Source organism: Nocardia pseudovaccinii NBRC 100343 (genome assembly GCF_001613225.1).
Taxonomy (GTDB): Bacteria; Actinomycetota; Actinomycetes; order Mycobacteriales; family Mycobacteriaceae; genus Nocardia; species Nocardia pseudovaccinii.
On record NZ_BDBY01000427.1, the window covers coordinates 1 to 15,060 of the forward strand.

General features: G+C 64.8%; 16 protein-coding genes. All 16 read left to right on the top strand.

The genetic code is table 11. The features are described from left to right. Nucleotides 1-88 precede the first annotated feature (88 nt). The 16 genes from prfA to murA all read left to right on the top strand — a co-directional run bounded on the left by prfA (nucleotide 89) and on the right by murA (nucleotide 14,665). On the top strand, nucleotides 89-1,159 hold the full coding sequence (prfA, locus tag NP3_RS44705) for a peptide chain release factor 1 (protein WP_063047764.1): 1,071 nt from the start codon (nucleotides 89-91) through the stop codon (nucleotides 1,157-1,159). A 148-nt stretch (nucleotides 1,160-1,307) separates the two neighbouring features. Beyond that, on the top strand, nucleotides 1,308-2,180 hold the full coding sequence (prmC, locus tag NP3_RS44710; protein ID WP_063047765.1) for a peptide chain release factor N(5)-glutamine methyltransferase: 873 nt from the start codon (nucleotides 1,308-1,310) through the stop codon (nucleotides 2,178-2,180). A 72-nt stretch (nucleotides 2,181-2,252) separates the two neighbouring features. Next, nucleotides 2,253-2,918 (top strand): L-threonylcarbamoyladenylate synthase, encoded by a 666-nt coding sequence (locus NP3_RS44715; RefSeq protein WP_040687133.1) that lies wholly within the window; start codon nucleotides 2,253-2,255, stop codon nucleotides 2,916-2,918. Nucleotides 2,919-2,958: 40 nt separating this feature from the next. Further along, on the top strand, nucleotides 2,959-4,101 hold the full coding sequence (locus NP3_RS44720; protein WP_063047766.1) for a glycosyltransferase family 4 protein: 1,143 nt from the start codon (nucleotides 2,959-2,961) through the stop codon (nucleotides 4,099-4,101). A 26-nt stretch (nucleotides 4,102-4,127) separates the two neighbouring features. Then, on the top strand, nucleotides 4,128-4,583 hold the full coding sequence (locus tag NP3_RS44725; RefSeq protein WP_084509687.1) for a Cg1360 family ATP-synthase-associated protein: 456 nt from the start codon (nucleotides 4,128-4,130) through the stop codon (nucleotides 4,581-4,583). A 263-nt stretch (nucleotides 4,584-4,846) separates the two neighbouring features. Beyond that, nucleotides 4,847-5,674, top strand: coding sequence for a F0F1 ATP synthase subunit A (atpB, locus tag NP3_RS44730; RefSeq protein ID WP_174566320.1), 828 nt, complete (start codon nucleotides 4,847-4,849; stop codon nucleotides 5,672-5,674). 72 nt (nucleotides 5,675-5,746) lie between these two features. Continuing rightward, complete coding sequence (locus NP3_RS44735; protein WP_063047767.1) at nucleotides 5,747-5,995, top strand: ATP synthase F0 subunit C; 249 nt, start codon at nucleotides 5,747-5,749, stop codon at nucleotides 5,993-5,995. A gap of 7 nt (nucleotides 5,996-6,002) precedes the next feature. After that, entirely contained in the window at nucleotides 6,003-6,563 is a 561-nt protein-coding gene (locus NP3_RS44740; RefSeq protein ID WP_063047768.1) for a F0F1 ATP synthase subunit B, read from the top strand. Between the two features lie 19 nt (nucleotides 6,564-6,582). After that, nucleotides 6,583-7,392: a F0F1 ATP synthase subunit delta gene (locus NP3_RS44745; protein ID WP_063047769.1), complete on the top strand. Its 810-nt coding sequence runs from the start codon at nucleotides 6,583-6,585 to the stop codon at nucleotides 7,390-7,392. A 67-nt stretch (nucleotides 7,393-7,459) separates the two neighbouring features. Continuing rightward, nucleotides 7,460-9,097 (top strand): F0F1 ATP synthase subunit alpha, encoded by a 1,638-nt coding sequence (atpA, locus tag NP3_RS44750; RefSeq protein ID WP_063047770.1) that lies wholly within the window; start codon nucleotides 7,460-7,462, stop codon nucleotides 9,095-9,097. Nucleotides 9,098-9,153: 56 nt separating this feature from the next. Beyond that, a complete protein-coding gene (locus NP3_RS44755) occupies nucleotides 9,154-10,125 on the top strand; it encodes a F0F1 ATP synthase subunit gamma (RefSeq protein WP_063047771.1) in 972 nt (323 codons plus the stop codon). 18 nt (nucleotides 10,126-10,143) lie between these two features. Next, nucleotides 10,144-11,586 (top strand): F0F1 ATP synthase subunit beta, encoded by a 1,443-nt coding sequence (gene atpD / locus NP3_RS44760; protein ID WP_063047772.1) that lies wholly within the window; start codon nucleotides 10,144-10,146, stop codon nucleotides 11,584-11,586. A gap of 6 nt (nucleotides 11,587-11,592) precedes the next feature. After that, nucleotides 11,593-11,967 carry a F0F1 ATP synthase subunit epsilon gene (locus NP3_RS44765; RefSeq protein ID WP_040687139.1) on the top strand — a complete coding sequence of 125 codons (375 nt, stop codon included), beginning with the start codon at nucleotides 11,593-11,595 and terminating at the stop codon, nucleotides 11,965-11,967. Nucleotides 11,968-12,241: 274 nt separating this feature from the next. Next, a complete protein-coding gene (locus tag NP3_RS44770; RefSeq protein WP_040687141.1) occupies nucleotides 12,242-12,664 on the top strand; it encodes a DUF2550 domain-containing protein in 423 nt (140 codons plus the stop codon). A gap of 9 nt (nucleotides 12,665-12,673) precedes the next feature. Beyond that, the gene (locus NP3_RS44775) at nucleotides 12,674-13,255 is read left to right on the top strand and encodes a cob(I)yrinic acid a,c-diamide adenosyltransferase (RefSeq protein ID WP_063047773.1); all 582 of its coding nucleotides are present in this window, start codon (nucleotides 12,674-12,676) and stop codon (nucleotides 13,253-13,255) included. A gap of 150 nt (nucleotides 13,256-13,405) precedes the next feature. Further along, complete coding sequence (murA, locus tag NP3_RS44780; RefSeq protein WP_063047774.1) at nucleotides 13,406-14,665, top strand: UDP-N-acetylglucosamine 1-carboxyvinyltransferase; 1,260 nt, start codon at nucleotides 13,406-13,408, stop codon at nucleotides 14,663-14,665. The last annotated feature ends 395 nt before the right edge of the window (nucleotides 14,666-15,060 follow it).

Genomic DNA, 15,060 nt, shown 5'->3' on the forward strand with positions numbered 1-15,060 from the left:
GTAGCTTCCCCGCCGACGCCCGGTCCTGCGCTGCAGGCCGGGCGTCGGCGCTTTTGTGTGGCCAGTACGGATAACGAGAGGAAGCACCGTGACGCAACCGTCCGCGATCGATGACATTCTGGCCGAGCACGCGGGCCTGGAAACGCAGCTCGCCGATCCGGCGCTGCACAACGATCCGGGTGCCGCGCGCCGGGTCGGCAAACGGTTCGCCGAGCTGGCCCCGATCATGGCCACCTACAACAAGCTGAAGTCCGCCCGCGACGATCTCGCCGCGGCGCAGGAACTCGCGGCCGACGACGCGTCCTTCGCCGCCGAGGTGCCGGACCTGGAACAACAGGTCACCGAGCTGGAGCAGATCCTCGCGGATCTGCTGGCCCCGCGCGACCCGCACGACGGCGACGATGTGGTGCTCGAGGTGAAATCCGGTGAGGGCGGTGAGGAATCGGCGCTGTTCGCCTCGGATCTGGCCCGTATGTACGTCCGCTATGCCGAGCGGCATGGGTGGAAGGTCGAGATTCTCGATGTGAACATCTCCGACCTGGGCGGCTACAAGGACGCGACCATCTCCATCAAGAGCCGCGACGCCGCGCGCGACGGTGTCTGGTCCCGCTTCAAATTCGAGGGCGGCGTGCACCGCGTCCAGCGGGTTCCGGTGACCGAATCGCAGGGCCGCATCCACACCTCGGCGGCCGGTGTACTGATCTACCCGGAGCCCGACGAGGTCGAAGAGGTACAGATCGACGAATCGGATCTGCGCATCGACGTCTACCGCTCTTCCGGCAAGGGCGGCCAGGGCGTCAACACCACCGACTCCGCGGTCCGCATCACCCACCTGCCCTCGGGCATCGTGGTGACCTGCCAGAACGAGCGTTCTCAGCTGCAGAACAAGGCCCGCGCCATGCAGGTGCTCGCGGCTCGACTGCAGGCGCTCGCCGAGGAACAGGCCGATCAGGAAGCCGCCGCGGGTCGGGCCAGCCAGATCCGCACCGTGGACCGCTCCGAGCGCATTCGAACCTACAACTTCCCGGAAAACCGCATCACCGATCACCGCATCGGCTTCAAGGCGCACAACCTCGACGCCGTACTCGACGGTGATATGGACGCACTACTGGATGCCCTGGGTAAGGCGGACCGCGAAGCCCGAATGGCTGCGGAATAAGTCGCGGTTGGACACCGTGCCGTCGCGTCGACTGATTTGGTATGAACATGGGCAACCGATCACGCACGCGATCTGGCAACCAACCGCTGGCGCGCGACGCAAGCGCGCACCTACAACCGGCAAAATACGCGGAGAGACGGACAAGCCCATGACGCGTGTGGCACTGCGCCCCGCTATAAATCAAGCGGTCGAAACCCTCCGGTCGGCGGGTGTGCACAGTCCGCAGGCCGATGCCGAGCATCTGGCCGCCCACCTGCTCGGTGTCGATCGGACCCGGCTGGTGCTGACCCCGCTGGTCGCGCCGGAACTGCTCGAGGACTATCGAGCCCTGGTGGACCGGCGCGCGCAGCGTATTCCGCTGCAGCACCTGACCGGCACCGCGGCGATCGGCGAAATCGAACTCGCGGTCGGTCCCGGCGTCTTCGTGCCCCGTCCCGAGACCGAGCTGCTGTTCGCCTGGGCATTGGCGCAATTGGAGACGCTGCCGCACGATCACACACCGGTCGTCGTCGATCTGTGCACCGGTTCCGGTGCGCTGGCACTTGCCATTGCCCAGGCCCGCCCGGATGCGGACGTGCACGCGATCGAAATCGATCCCGCGGCCCTGCAGTGGGCGCGGCGCAATGCCGATCTGCGTATTGCCGAGGGCGACACCCCGATCACCCTGTACGCCGACGATGTCACCGATCCGAATCTGCTCACCGAATTCAACGGTGAGGTCGATCTCGTCGTCGCCAATCCGCCGTACATTCCCGAAGGCGCCGAACTCGATCCCGAGGTCGCCGATCATGATCCGCATCTGGCCCTCTTCGGCGGTCCGGACGGACTGGACGTCATCCGTCGGATGACCCCCACCATCACCCGCTTGCTGCGCCCCGGCGGCTCCTGCGCCATCGAACACGACGACACCAACGGCTCCGATCTCGCCGCTCTACTGGCCGAACATGGTGACTTCACCGACATCGTCGAGCATCCGGACCTCGCGGGTAAGCCACGCTTCGTCGCCGCGACTCGTGCTTGACCCGGCGACCATCGGATCGAACCAACCCCGCCGATGGTGGCATCGAGTGGCACGCGTGACAGGATGGTGGCCGTGAGTACCGTCTACGACTGCGCGGATCCCGACTCGCGCGCCGCCGGACTGACCGCGGCCACCAGTGCCCTGAAATCCGGCCGGCTGGTCGTACTGCCGACGGATACCTTGTACGGCCTGGCCGCGGACGCGTTCGATTCCACCGCGGTGAGCGATCTGCTCGCCGCCAAGCGGCGTGGTCGCGATATGCCGGTACCGGTGCTGGTCGGCTCCTGGCACACCATCGACGGTCTGGTGTTCTCGGTGCGCCCGCAGGCCCGCGAGCTGATCCGGGCATTCTGGCCCGGTGGGTTGAGTCTCGTTGTGCAGCAGGCGCCTTCGCTCGCCTGGGACCTCGGTGACACCCGTGGCACGGTCATGCTGCGGATGCCGCTGCACCCGGTCGCGCTGGAACTGCTGCGCGAGGTCGGCCCGCTTGCGGTCTCCAGCGCCAATGTCTCCGGACAGCCACCCGCCAAGACCGCCGCCGAGGCGCGCGATCAGCTCGGTGATCTGGTCGGCGTCTATCTCGACGGCGGCCCGGCCGAACATGCGATCGCGTCCACCATCGTCGACCTCACCGCCGATCAGCCGCGGATCCTGCGCGCGGGCGCGGTTCCGGTCGGCGATATCGCCGATGTGCTCGGAATGTCCCCGGAGGCGCTGACCAGCGTCGCGACGCGGTGACCTCGGGACGCAGTGATCAGATGGCGGATCAGATAAACGGATGATCGGTTCGGGTGCGGTAGTTCCTTTGCGCGAGCTGCTGCTCGTGCTTCTCATCTCGGGCACGGTGACCTTCCTGGCCACCGGCGGAATTCGGGTGCTCGCCGTCGCCTTCGGCGCGGTGGCTGTGCCGCGCGAGCGCGATGTGCACGTCAAACCGATTCCGCGAATGGGCGGCGTCGGCATGTACGTCGGGGTGGTCGCCGCGGTGCTGTTCGCGCACCAATTGCCCGCGCTGCGAAGGGGGTTCGATTACGCGCCGGATATTCCGGCGGTGCTCGTGGCGGCCACGCTCATCGTGCTGGTCGGCATTGTCGACGACCGCTGGGGCCTGGACGCGCTGACCAAATTCGCGGGTCAGGTGACCGCCGCCGGTGTGATGGCGGTGATGGGCCTGAGCTGGTACGTCATCTATAACCCGTTCAACGACACGACAGTGGTGCTGGACGCGCTGCAGGGCGGCCTGGTCACGGTCGGCATCACGGTGACGCTGGTCAACGCGATGAATTTCGTCGACGGTCTCGACGGACTCGCGGCCGGATTGGGTCTGATCTGCGCGGGTGCGGTCTTCGTATTCACCGTCGGCCTGCTCTACAGCCAGGGCGGTTCGGTCGACACATATCCGCCTGCCCTGCTCGCCGCCGCGCTCGCGGGCGCCTGCATGGGATTTCTGCCACACAACTTTTCGCCCGCCCGGATATTCATGGGTGATTCCGGATCGATGTTGATCGGGCTCATGTTGGCCGCGGTGTCGACGGGTGCCTCGGGCCGAATCAATTTGGCGGGCTACGGACCTCGCGACATCGTCGGTCTGCTTTCGCCGCTGCTGCTCGTCGGCGCGGTGATGTTCATTCCGGTATTGGATCTGCTGTTGGCGATCGTGCGCCGGGTCCGGGCCGGTGTGAGTTTCTCGACACCGGACAAAATGCACTTGCATCACCGGCTGTTGCAGATCGGACATTCGCACCGTCGCGTTGTGCTGGTGATCTATTTGTGGGTCGGTGTGCTCGCCTTCGGCGCCGTCGGCACTTCGCTGATCCATGACCGCCGGATTGTGGTGTTGATGATGGCGGGCGGGCTGGTTTTCGCGCTGGTGGTGACCGCCATACCGGGCCTGCGGCGCAAGGAGCCCGCGGATTCGTAAAGCAAGGCCCAGGTAAAGTTCGGGTCGTGAGTCTTACTAACCCTGTCCCCGGTCCTGACGCCCCGCTGAAGGCGGCGCTGCGCTACGGCGTGATCGGTTCGGCCGTGTTGGTAGTGGTTTCGGTGGCCATCGCCTCGGCCGTCGCGGGCCTGTCCGGGCTCTGGGGCGCACTGCTCGGCGCGGCCATCGGCGGCGGCTTCATTCTCACCACCGCGGCCGTCGTGCTGTTCGGCGCGAAGCTGCCTGCGAGTACCGCGGGCCTGGTCATGCTGGTGAGTTGGGTGGGCAAGCTGCTGGTCGCGATGATCGTGATCGCGGTGCTGCAGCGGTTCGACTTCTACGACCGGATGGCACTGTTCCTGACCGTGGTCGGGTCCTTGCTCATCGTGCTCGGCGCGGAGACGTATGGCGTTCTGCGGCAGAAGGTTCCGTACGTAAACGTACCGACCGGTGAGTCCGATTTGCCCTCTGCGCAGCAATAATCGCCCCCACCTACACGCTGTCGTAGATAACTTGGTAAAGTGTTGGTAAGCAAGCGACCAAGCAAGGGGGGATCACCGAGATCCCGCCAACTGCCGCTATGCTTACTGCCGTGCCGGGCTCCGAGGGTTCCGGTTCTGCATGTCGACGAATGTCGCCGACACTACGTACAGACGCCCGGGCGGGATGCCGCACAGCTGCTGACGAATTTCGAGCCGACCTGAGTCGACCCAATTGATCGTCAATGTCCGATCGAACCGCGGGAATGACCGTACCCGCGGCCCGAACACGGGAGAGAACGCTGAGCGTCACCACTTTGGCGGGCGAGTTCCACGCGCCATCGCTGTCCGACTTCTTCCCTCCAGCAGTGCTGTTCGAGGGTACGCCGTTCGAACTCGACCGTTTGATGCTGATCCGGCTGCTGATGACCGCCGTATTGGTGCTCGTCATGGTGCTGGCATTCCGCAATCCTCGCATCGTCCCGCGTGGTCTGCAGAACATCGCCGAAACCGGTTTGGTCTTCGTCAAGGATCAGATCTGTGACGAAGTGCTCGGCAAGGAATCCGGTCGCAAGTACTTCCCATTGATCGCGACGATCTTCTTCGCGGTTCTCTTTCTCAACTTCTCCGGCATCATTCCGGGGCTGAACATCTCGTCGAACGCCCGAATCGGCATGCCGCTGGTGCTGGCCCTCATCGCGTACCTCGCGTTCAACTTCGTGGGTATCAAGAAGTACGGGTTCGTCACCTACATGCGCAGCAGCATCGTCGTTCCGAATGTTCCGCCCGCATTGCACGTGTTGCTGATTCCGATCGAGTTCGTCTCGACGTTCATCCTGCGGCCGTTCACGCTGACCGTCCGACTCATGGCCAATATGCTGGCCGGCCACATCATGCTGGTGCTGTTCTTCAGCGCCACCTGGTTCTTCCTGTTCGATGCCGCGGCCTGGATGAAGGTGTTCTCGCCGTTCTCGCTGCTGGCCGGACTCGGGTTCACGCTGTTCGAAATGTTGGTCATCTTCCTGCAGGCCTACGTTTTCGCGCTGCTGACCGCCGTTTACATCGGACTCGCACAACACGCCGATTCGCACTGACCACACAACTACCGGATATCTGCTGCACCACGCCGACCGGCGGGTGAGCAAAAGAAAGGGAATGGAAGACTCATGAGCCTCGCGTACCTGGCCCAGGAAGCCGCCACCACCACCGAGAAGTTCAAGGGCTTCGGCGCCATCGGCTACGGTCTCGCCGCCATCGGCCCCGGCATCGGCGTCGGCATCGTGGTCGGTAAGGCCATCGAGGGCATCGCCCGGCAGCCCGAGCTCCAGGGCACCATCCGCACCAACATGTTCCTCGGTATCGCGTTCACCGAGGCCCTCGCCCTGATCGGCCTTGTGGCCGGCTTCATCTTCTGAGATTGCTATGAGCACGCTTTCTATGCTCGCGGCGGAGACAGGGGAGGACATCAATCCCCTCATCCCCGAGACCTACGACATCGTCTGGTCGGTGGTCTGCATTGCGATCGTCGGCGCCATTTTCTACAAGTACGTCATCCCTCGCCTTATCAAGGTGTTGGATGAACGTGCGGACAGGATCGAGGGCGGAATCCAGCGGGCCGAGGCCGCGCAGGAAGAAGCCCAGCTGACGCTGCAGCAGTACCAGCAGCAGTTGGCTGACGCCCGGCTCGAGGCCGCGCGCATCCGTGAGGACGCACGCACCCAGGGCCAGCAGATCCTCGCGCAGATGCGCGCGGAAGCACAGGCCGAAAGCGACCGCATCGTCGCTGCCGGTCACAGCCAGCTGGAAGCACAGCGCCAGCAGATCCTGACCGAGCTGCGCGCCGAAGTCGGCAAAACTGCCGTCGATTTGGCCGAAAAGATTATCGGACAGTCGGTTTCGGACGAAGCTAAGCAAGCGGCATCGATCGACCGGTTCCTGTCCGAACTCGATCAGTCGGATGCCGGCATCGGGGTCGGAAGGTAGCGACGCGAAAGTGAGAAGCATGTACGCAGCGAGCCGCGAGGCAAGCTCCCGGGCACGGGAGGCACTTCGGGCCGCTCTGACCGGAAGCGACAGTGTTGCGGCCACGACGGGGTCGGAACTGTTCGCCGTTGTCGCCGTGCTGGATGACCAGCGTTCGCTGCGTGTTGCGCTCGCGGACGTGTCGGTGCCCGGCTCGGCGCGCGCCGAACTCAGCGAGCGGGTCTTCAGCGGCAAGGTCAGCCCCGCCACCCTGGCGGTGCTGACCACCGCGGTGGCCCAGAACTGGTCGCGCACCGCCGATTTGGTCGACACCCTGGTGTTGCTCGGCCAGGAGGCGTTGCTGGAGTCCGCCGCCGACAGCGGACGACTCGGGGCGGTCGAGGACGAATTGTTCCGGCTCGGCCGGATCATCGGCGACAATCCCGAACTGGAGCAGGCACTTTCGGATCGTGCGAAGCCCGCAGCGGCCAAGCGCGAACTGATCGACCGGCTGCTCGCGGGCAAGACCGAGACCATCACCCAGACCCTGGCGGATCAGGTGGTCACCCGGTCGACGAATATCGGCGGCGCGTTCGGCGAGCTGTCCGATCTCGCGGCCGCGCGGCGCGATCAGATCGTCGCGCATGTGCGTGCCGCGGTCGCGCTGACCGACCAGCAGCGCGACCACCTCGGGGCGTCGTTGCAGCGCATCTACGGCAAGCCGGTCACGGTGCACGTGCAGGTCGATCCGAGTCTGCTGACCGGCGTCGTGGTGCAGGTCGGCGACGACCTGATCGACGGCAGCGCCACCGGCCGCTTGGAACGGCTGCGTCGGGCCTTGGCCTCATAGCGCAGCGCTCTGGCCTGACGACCCACCTCCCCCGACATCCACACCAGACAGCGAGAGCAGGAAGACTATGGCGGAGCTGACGATCTCCACCGATGAGATCCGTAGCGCGATCGAGAGCTACACCCAGAGCTACACCCCGGAAACCTCCATCGAAGAAGTCGGTGTTGTCACCGACTGCAGTGACGGCATCGCGCACGTCAGCGGCCTGCCCTCGGCGATGGCCAATGAGCTGCTCGAGTTCCCGGGTGGTGTGCTCGGCGTCGCGCTGAACCTCGAGGACCGCGAGATCGGTGCGGTTATCCTCGGCGAGTTCGCGGAAATCGAAGAGGGCCAGCAGGTTCGCCGCACCGGCGACGTGCTCTCGGTCCCCGTCGGTGACAAGTTCCTCGGCCGCGTGGTCAACCCGCTCGGCCAGCCGATCGACGGCCTCGGCGAGATCGAGGCCGAAGAGCAGCGCGTGCTGGAGCTGCAGGCCGCGACCGTGCTGCAGCGTCAGCCGGTCGAGGAGCCGCTGGCCACCGGCATCACCGCCATCGACGCCCTGACCGCCATCGGTCGTGGTCAGCGTCAGCTGATCATCGGCGACCGCAAGACCGGTAAGACCGCGGTCTGCATCGACGCGATCCTGGCGCAGAAGGCGAACTGGGAGACCGGCGACCCGACCAAGCAGGTTCGCTGCATCTACGTCGCGATCGGCCAGAAGGGTTCCACCATCGCGGGCGTGAAGACCGCGCTGGAATCGCACGGTGCGATGGAGTACACCACCATCGTCGCGGCCCCCGCCTCGGACTCGGCCGGCTTCAAATGGCTTGCGCCCTACACCGGTTCGGCGATCGGCCAGCACTGGATGTACCAGGGCAAGCACGTCCTGATCGTGTTCGACGACCTGACCAAGCAGGCCGAGGCGTACCGCGCCATCTCGCTGCTGCTGCGTCGTCCGCCGGGCCGCGAGGCGTACCCGGGTGACGTCTTCTACCTGCACTCGCGTCTGCTGGAGCGTTGCGCGAAGCTGTCCGACGAGATGGGCGCCGGCTCGATGACGGGTCTGCCGATCATCGAGACCAAGGCCAATGACATCTCGGCGTTCATCCCGACCAACGTCATCTCCATTACCGACGGCCAGGTCTTCCTCGAGTCCGACCTGTTCAACAAGGGTGTCCGTCCGGCGATCAACGTCGGTACCTCGGTCTCCCGTGTCGGTGGCGCCGCCCAGACCAAGGGCATGAAGAAGGTCGCCGGTTCGCTGCGTCTGGAAATGGCGCAGTACCGCGAGCTGGAGGCGTTCTCCGCGTTCGCCTCCGATCTCGACGCAGCCTCGCTCGCACAGCTCGAGCGTGGTGCCCGCTGGGTCGAATTGCTCAAGCAGGACCAGTACTCGCCGGTTCCGGTCGAGGACCAGATCGTCTCGATCTTCCTGGTCGACGCCGGCTACTTCGACTCGGTTCCGGTTGCCGACATCCGTCGCTTCAACGCGGAACTGCTCGAGGATCTGCACCGCAGCGCGGCCGATGCCTTCAAGTCGATCCAGGGCGGCAAGGTCCTCGACAACGAGAACGGCGATGCCATCAAGGCGGCCACCGACAAGTTCAAGCAGGGCTTCCTCGCTTCCGACGGCTCGCGCGTCGTGAACGAGGCCGCCGCCGGTGAGCTCGACCACGAAGAGGTCGAATCGCTGTCGGTGACCCGTAAGCACGTCGAGAAGTAATCGAGCCCGCTGATGCGTTATTCGATTCTGGCGAATGAAGGGAGTGTGAACCGCTGATGGCAAGCTTGCGTGAATTGCGCTCCCGCATTCGTGGTGTGAGTTCGATCAAGAAGATCACCAAGGCCCAGGAGCTGATCGCGACCTCGCGAATCTCCAAGGCCCAGGCCAGGGTTGCGGCCGCGAAGCCGTTCGCCGAGGAGATCACCAAGGTCCTCGGCGAGCTGGCGAGTGCTTCGACGAATCTGTCGCACCCGCTGCTGACCGAGCGGGCCAACCCGCGCCGCGCCGCCATCCTGGTGATCACCAGTGACAGCGGCATGTGCGGTGGCTACAACTCCAACGTGCTCAAGCGCGCCGAGGAGCTCATGGTCACCCTGCGTGGCGAGGGCAAGGAGCCGGTGCTGTACGTGATGGGCAACAAGGGCCTCACGTACTACACCTTCCGGAATCGGCCGGTGGTCAACGCGTGGACCGGGTTCTCCCAGCAGCCGAAGTACAACGATGCCACGGCCGCGTGCCACCACCTGGTGGACGCGTTCATGGCGGGCTCCGAGGTCGAGGTTCCGGCCCCGAACGGGGTGGGCAATATCGAGGGCGTCGACGAGTTGCACATCGTGTACACCCGTTTCGTCTCGATGCTGACCCAGACCCCCGAGGTGCGCCGCCTGGCGCCGATCCAGGTCAGCTATGTCGACGAAGACTACGACATGGGTGAGGACAGCTTCACCGACTCGCCGACCGCGGAACTCACCGCGCAGTACGAGTTCGAGCCCGATGCCGATGTGCTGCTGGCGGCGCTGCTGCCCAAGTACATCAACACGCGCATCTACTCATCGTTGCTCGAGGCAGCGGCATCCGAGTCCGCGGCTCGGCGCACCGCAATGAAGGCAGCCACCGACAACGCCAACGAACTGGCCAATGTGCTTACCCGGCAGGCGAATTCGGTGCGGCAGGCCCAGATCACGCAGGAAATCAGCGAAATCGTCGGCGGCGTGAACGCGCTGGCTTCGAGCTCGGACCGCGACTAAAGGCGCAGGAAGAGAAAAATGACCGCAGCAGTCACACAAGAGAGCCGGACCGGCGCGAAAACAGGTCGCGTCGTCCGCGTCATCGGCCCCGTCGTGGACGTCGAGTTCCCGCGGGGTTCCATCCCTGAGCTGTTCAACGCTCTGCACGCCGAGATCACCCTGACCTCGGTGGCCAAGACCCTGACCCTCGAGGTCGCCCAGCACCTCGGTGACAACATCGTGCGCACCATCTCGATGCAGCCGACCGACGGTCTGGTCCGTGGCGCCACCGTCACCGACACCGGCAAGCCGATCTCGGTGCCCGTCGGCGACATCACCAAGGGCCACGTGTTCAACGCCCTCGGCGACTGCCTCGACACCCCTGGTCTCGGCCGCGACGGCGAGCAGTGGGGCATCCACCGCAAGCCTCCGTCATTCGACCAGCTCGAGGGTAAGACCGAGATCCTGGAGACGGGCATCAAGGTCATCGACCTGCTGACCCCGTACGTGAAGGGCGGCAAGATCGGTCTGTTCGGTGGCGCCGGTGTCGGCAAGACCGTTCTGATCCAGGAGATGATCACCCGTATCGCGCGGGAGTTCTCCGGCACCTCGGTGTTCGCGGGCGTCGGTGAGCGCACCCGTGAGGGCACCGACCTGCACCTGGAAATGGAAGAGATGGGCGTCCTCCAGGACACCGCCCTCGTCTTCGGCCAGATGGACGAGCCGCCGGGCACCCGTATGCGCGTCGCGCTCTCGGCTCTGACCATGGCCGAGTACTTCCGTGACGTGCAGCACCAGGACGTGCTGTTGTTCATCGACAACATCTTCCGGTTCACCCAGGCCGGTTCCGAGGTGTCGACCCTGCTCGGCCGCATGCCTTCGGCCGTCGGTTACCAGCCGACGCTGGCCGACGAGATGGGTGAGCTGCAGGAGCGCATCACCTCGACCCGTGGTCGGTCCATCACCTCGCTGCAGGCCATCTACGTGCCTGCCGACGACTACACCGACCCGGCCCCGGCGACCACCTTCGCCCACCTCGATGCGACAACCGAGCTCTCCCGCCCGATCTCGCAGAAGGGCATCTACCCGGCCGTCGACCCGCTGACCTCGACCTCCCGCATCCTGGAGGCCTCGATCGTCGGTGCGGAGCACTTCCGGGTCGCCAACGAGGTGAAGCGGATCCTGCAGAAGTACAAGGAACTGCAGGACATCATCGCCATCCTCGGCATGGACGAGCTCTCCGAAGAGGACAAGGTCCTCGTCGGCCGGGCCCGTCGTCTGGAGAAGTTCCTCGGCCAGAACTTCATCGTGGCCGAGAAGTTCACCGGCCAGCCGGGCTCCGTGGTGCCGCTGACCGACACCATCGAGGCGTTCGACCGCGTCTGCAAGGGCGAGTTCGACCACTTCCCGGAGCAGGCGTTCAACTCCTGCGGTGGTCTCGACGACGTCGAGGCGGCCGCGAAGAAGATCGCCGGAAAGTAGTCACCCATGGCGGAGATGTCAGTTGATCTGGTCGCCGTCGAACGTTTGCTCTGGTCCGGCCAGGCGACGTTCGTCAGCGCGCAGACCACCGAAGGTCAGATCGGCATCATGGCGGGTCACGAGCCGCTGCTCGGCCAGCTGGTCGAGGGCGGCATCGTGAGTATCGTGCCCACCGAGGGTGAGCGGATCACCGCGGCGGTGCACGGTGGGTTCTTCTCGGTGACCGCGACCTCGGTCCGGGTGCTGGCCGAATCCGCGGAGTTCGCCGATGAGATCGACGTCGAGGCGGCCCGTCGGGTGCTGGCCGACGCCGATGCCTCCGAGGAAGCGAAGATCGCGGCCCAGGGCCAGGTGCGCGCGGTCGAAGAGGCGAAGGCGTAGTACCGCACCAGGATTGGGTACGACCCGATAGCACGGCGCTGTCGGCGGCGAAGGTATTCGCCGCCGACAGCGCCGTTTCCGGCTTCGAACGTTCAAAGACAAGGCCCGGCCATTTGTAAACTCGGGGCCGTGGTTGAATGGCCGCACGCGGTGTGAGCATCAGGCCCGGAGGCGGTAGCCTGCGTGGCCACGGAGGGCCTGCGAATACCGCAATCGAATACCGTGTCGTCGACACGGCGGCGGAACGAAGGGACGAACGGCATTGCAGACCGGGATGGTTCTCCTGATCATTCTGGTGCTCACGCTCGTTCTGTTGGCGTTGGCCTCCACCTACCGGCTGATCATGTTGCGCCGCGGCGGCACCGCCGCGATTCTGCGGGTGCTGCCCGCGCGCGGCGGTCAGGGGTGGCGGCACGGCCTGATTCGATACGACGAGGATCGCCTCGTCTTCTACAAGCTCTCCAGTCTGAAACTGGGCCCCGACTCCACCATTCGACGCCAGGGCATCGAGATCGGTGATCGGCGCGGCCCGCGTGGCGACGAATACGACATCATGACCGACGAGATCGCGGTGACCGCGGTTTCCGATAATGACGGTAATTACGAATTGGCCCTGGATCGCGGCTCACTGGCCGCCTTCCTCTCCTGGGTCGAATCCCGGCCCTCGGATCGCACCCGTCGGCTGCCCGGACTCTAGGCTGAACTCGTGAATGTGCACCTGACGCGGATCTATACGCGGACCGGCGATGACGGGACGACCGGTCTCAGCGATTTTTCGCGGGTGGTCAAAACAGATCCGCGTCTGGTCGCCTATGCCGACTGTGACGAAACGAACGCCGCGATCGGTGTAGCCCTCGCGCTGGGTGACCCTGGCCCGGAGTTGCTGAAGGTATTGCGCCAGGTGCAGAACGATCTGTTCGATGCGGGCGCGGATCTTTCGACCCCGGTGGTCGCGGAGCCGAAGTATCCGCCGCTGCGCATCACCCAGCCCTATATCGACCGTCTCGAAACCTGGTGCGATGAATTCAATGCCGATCTGCCCGCACTGAATTCGTTCATTCTGCCCGGCGGTACGCCGCTGGCCGCTCTGCTGCACACTGCTCGTACGGTGGCGCGGCGGGCGGAGCGTTCGGCATGGGCCGCGGTGCAGGCGCATCCGGACGATACGAATATCCTTCCGGCCAAGTACCTGAACCGCCTCTCCGACCTGCTGTTCATCCTCAGCCGTGTCGCCAACCCGGGCGGTGACGTGTTGTGGAAGCCTGGTGGCGAACAAGGTGGTTCGTGAACTGTCCGATCCGCACCGACACGCGCAAAAGTTGCTGGACACCCCGAAAGTCGTCCCAGCTACCTGGATATAACCCCGGCACTGCTACCACCGGCCCGCAACGCAACTATCCTTTGCACCAACAGTGCGCCGAATACGCGGAGAGGCGGCATGGAACGGTTTTTGGTTACTGGCGGGAATCGACTCGTCGGTGAGGTCGCGGTCGGGGGTGCGAAGAACAGCGTCCTCAAGTTGATGGCGGCTGCATTGCTGGCCGAAGGCACGACCACCATTACGAACTGCCCGGACATCCTCGATGTTCCGTTGATGGGTGATGTGCTGCGCGGCCTCGGCTGCGACGTCACGATCGACGGGTCGGTCGTCACGATCAACACGCCTGCAGAGCCCAAATACCACGCGGATTTTCCGGCGGTGACGCAGTTCCGTGCCTCGGTTTGTGTGCTCGGTCCGCTGATGGCGCGGTGTAAGCGCGCCGTTGTCGCCCTGCCCGGTGGTGACGCGATCGGTTCGCGGCCATTGGATATGCATCAGGCGGGTCTGCGTCTGCTCGGCGCGACCAGCGAAATCGAGCACGGTTGTGTAGTCGCGCGCGCCGAAGAACTACAGGGTGCGCGGATCAGGCTGGACTTTCCCTCGGTGGGCGCCACCGAGAACATCCTCATGGCGGCCGTGCTGGCCGAGGGGGAGACGGTCATCGATAACGCGGCCCGTGAACCCGACATCGTCGATCTGTGCAACATGCTCGTTCGGATGGGCGCGCGCATCAGCGGCGCGGGCACCTCGGTGCTCACCATTCAGGGGGTCGAGCGGCTCGAGCCGACGACGCACCAGGTGATCGGCGACCGGATCGTGGCCGCGACTTGGGGGATTGCCGCAGTGATGACCATGGGCGATGTCCGGGTCACCGGTGTGAACCCCAAGCATCTGTCTCTCGTACTGGACAAGCTGCGCTCGGCCGGTGCGCGTATTTCGTTCGAACCGGATGGTTTCCGGGTTATCCAGGCCGATCGGCCGCGCGCGGTGAATTTCTCGACGCTGCCTTTCCCCGGATTCCCGACCGATCTGCAGCCGATGGCCATCGGTCTGGCGGCAATCGCGGACGGCACTTCGATGATCACCGAGAACATCTTCGAGGCGCGGTTCCGTTTCGTGGAGGAGATGATCCGGCTGGGCGCCGACGCGCGGACCGATGGACATCACGCGGTGGTGCGCGGAATTCCACGGCTGTCGAGCGCGCCGGTGTGGTCGTCGGATATTCGGGCCGGCGCCGGTTTGGTACTTGCCGGTCTGGTTGCCGATGGCACCACCGAGGTGCACGACGTCTTCCATATCGACCGCGGCTACCCGAATTTCGTCGAGCAGCTGCAGGCGTTGGGTGGTCAGGTGGAGCGAGTCGGCGCCGCGGATTGATCATGTGAACGGAAGGCGACGATCACCTCTTGCTGAAAACCGTTCCTGACCAGGCGATTTGACATCGTGCACACCGACACGTAACTTTATTCGAGTCAGAGCGACACGGACACCGACCCGGGGCCCACGCGCTGAGCCGAAAGGCTGGGCGAAGGACCAGGGAAACGAGGTAGGACGTTGAGCGCCTGACGATCACACTAGCTCGAACGAGACCCCGATTTTGAATCGGGTTCCTGGCTGAGCTAAGCTGGATAAGTTGCCTCACCGATCGACCGGGCTCAAACCCGCTAGATGGTGTGTGCGTGTGTTCTTTGAGAACTCAATAGTGTGTCGATGAATGTCAGTGCCAAATTTTATTTTGGTTCCGGCCTCTCATACCCCCGTGTGATGGGGTC

What these genes read in the sequence shown, in the direction of transcription:
- NP3_RS44740 (WP_063047768.1), top strand. Translation starts at nt 6,003, where the DNA reads ATGAGCACGCTTTCTATGCTCGCGGCGGAGACAGGGGAGGACATCAAT.
- murA (WP_063047774.1), top strand. Translation starts at nt 13,406, where the DNA reads ATGGAACGGTTTTTGGTTACTGGCGGGAATCGACTCGTCGGTGAGGTC.
- prmC (WP_063047765.1), top strand. Translation starts at nt 1,308, where the DNA reads ATGACGCGTGTGGCACTGCGCCCCGCTATAAATCAAGCGGTCGAAACC.
- NP3_RS44745 (WP_063047769.1), top strand. Translation starts at nt 6,583, where the DNA reads ATGTACGCAGCGAGCCGCGAGGCAAGCTCCCGGGCACGGGAGGCACTT.
- NP3_RS44765 (WP_040687139.1), top strand. Translation starts at nt 11,593, where the DNA reads ATGGCGGAGATGTCAGTTGATCTGGTCGCCGTCGAACGTTTGCTCTGG.
- atpD (WP_063047772.1), top strand. Translation starts at nt 10,144, where the DNA reads ATGACCGCAGCAGTCACACAAGAGAGCCGGACCGGCGCGAAAACAGGT.
- atpB (WP_174566320.1), top strand. Translation starts at nt 4,847, where the DNA reads ATGACCGTACCCGCGGCCCGAACACGGGAGAGAACGCTGAGCGTCACC.
- NP3_RS44755 (WP_063047771.1), top strand. Translation starts at nt 9,154, where the DNA reads ATGGCAAGCTTGCGTGAATTGCGCTCCCGCATTCGTGGTGTGAGTTCG.
- NP3_RS44720 (WP_063047766.1), top strand. Translation starts at nt 2,959, where the DNA reads ATGATCGGTTCGGGTGCGGTAGTTCCTTTGCGCGAGCTGCTGCTCGTG.
- NP3_RS44770 (WP_040687141.1), top strand. Translation starts at nt 12,242, where the DNA reads ATGGTTCTCCTGATCATTCTGGTGCTCACGCTCGTTCTGTTGGCGTTG.
- NP3_RS44735 (WP_063047767.1), top strand. Translation starts at nt 5,747, where the DNA reads ATGAGCCTCGCGTACCTGGCCCAGGAAGCCGCCACCACCACCGAGAAG.
- atpA (WP_063047770.1), top strand. Translation starts at nt 7,460, where the DNA reads ATGGCGGAGCTGACGATCTCCACCGATGAGATCCGTAGCGCGATCGAG.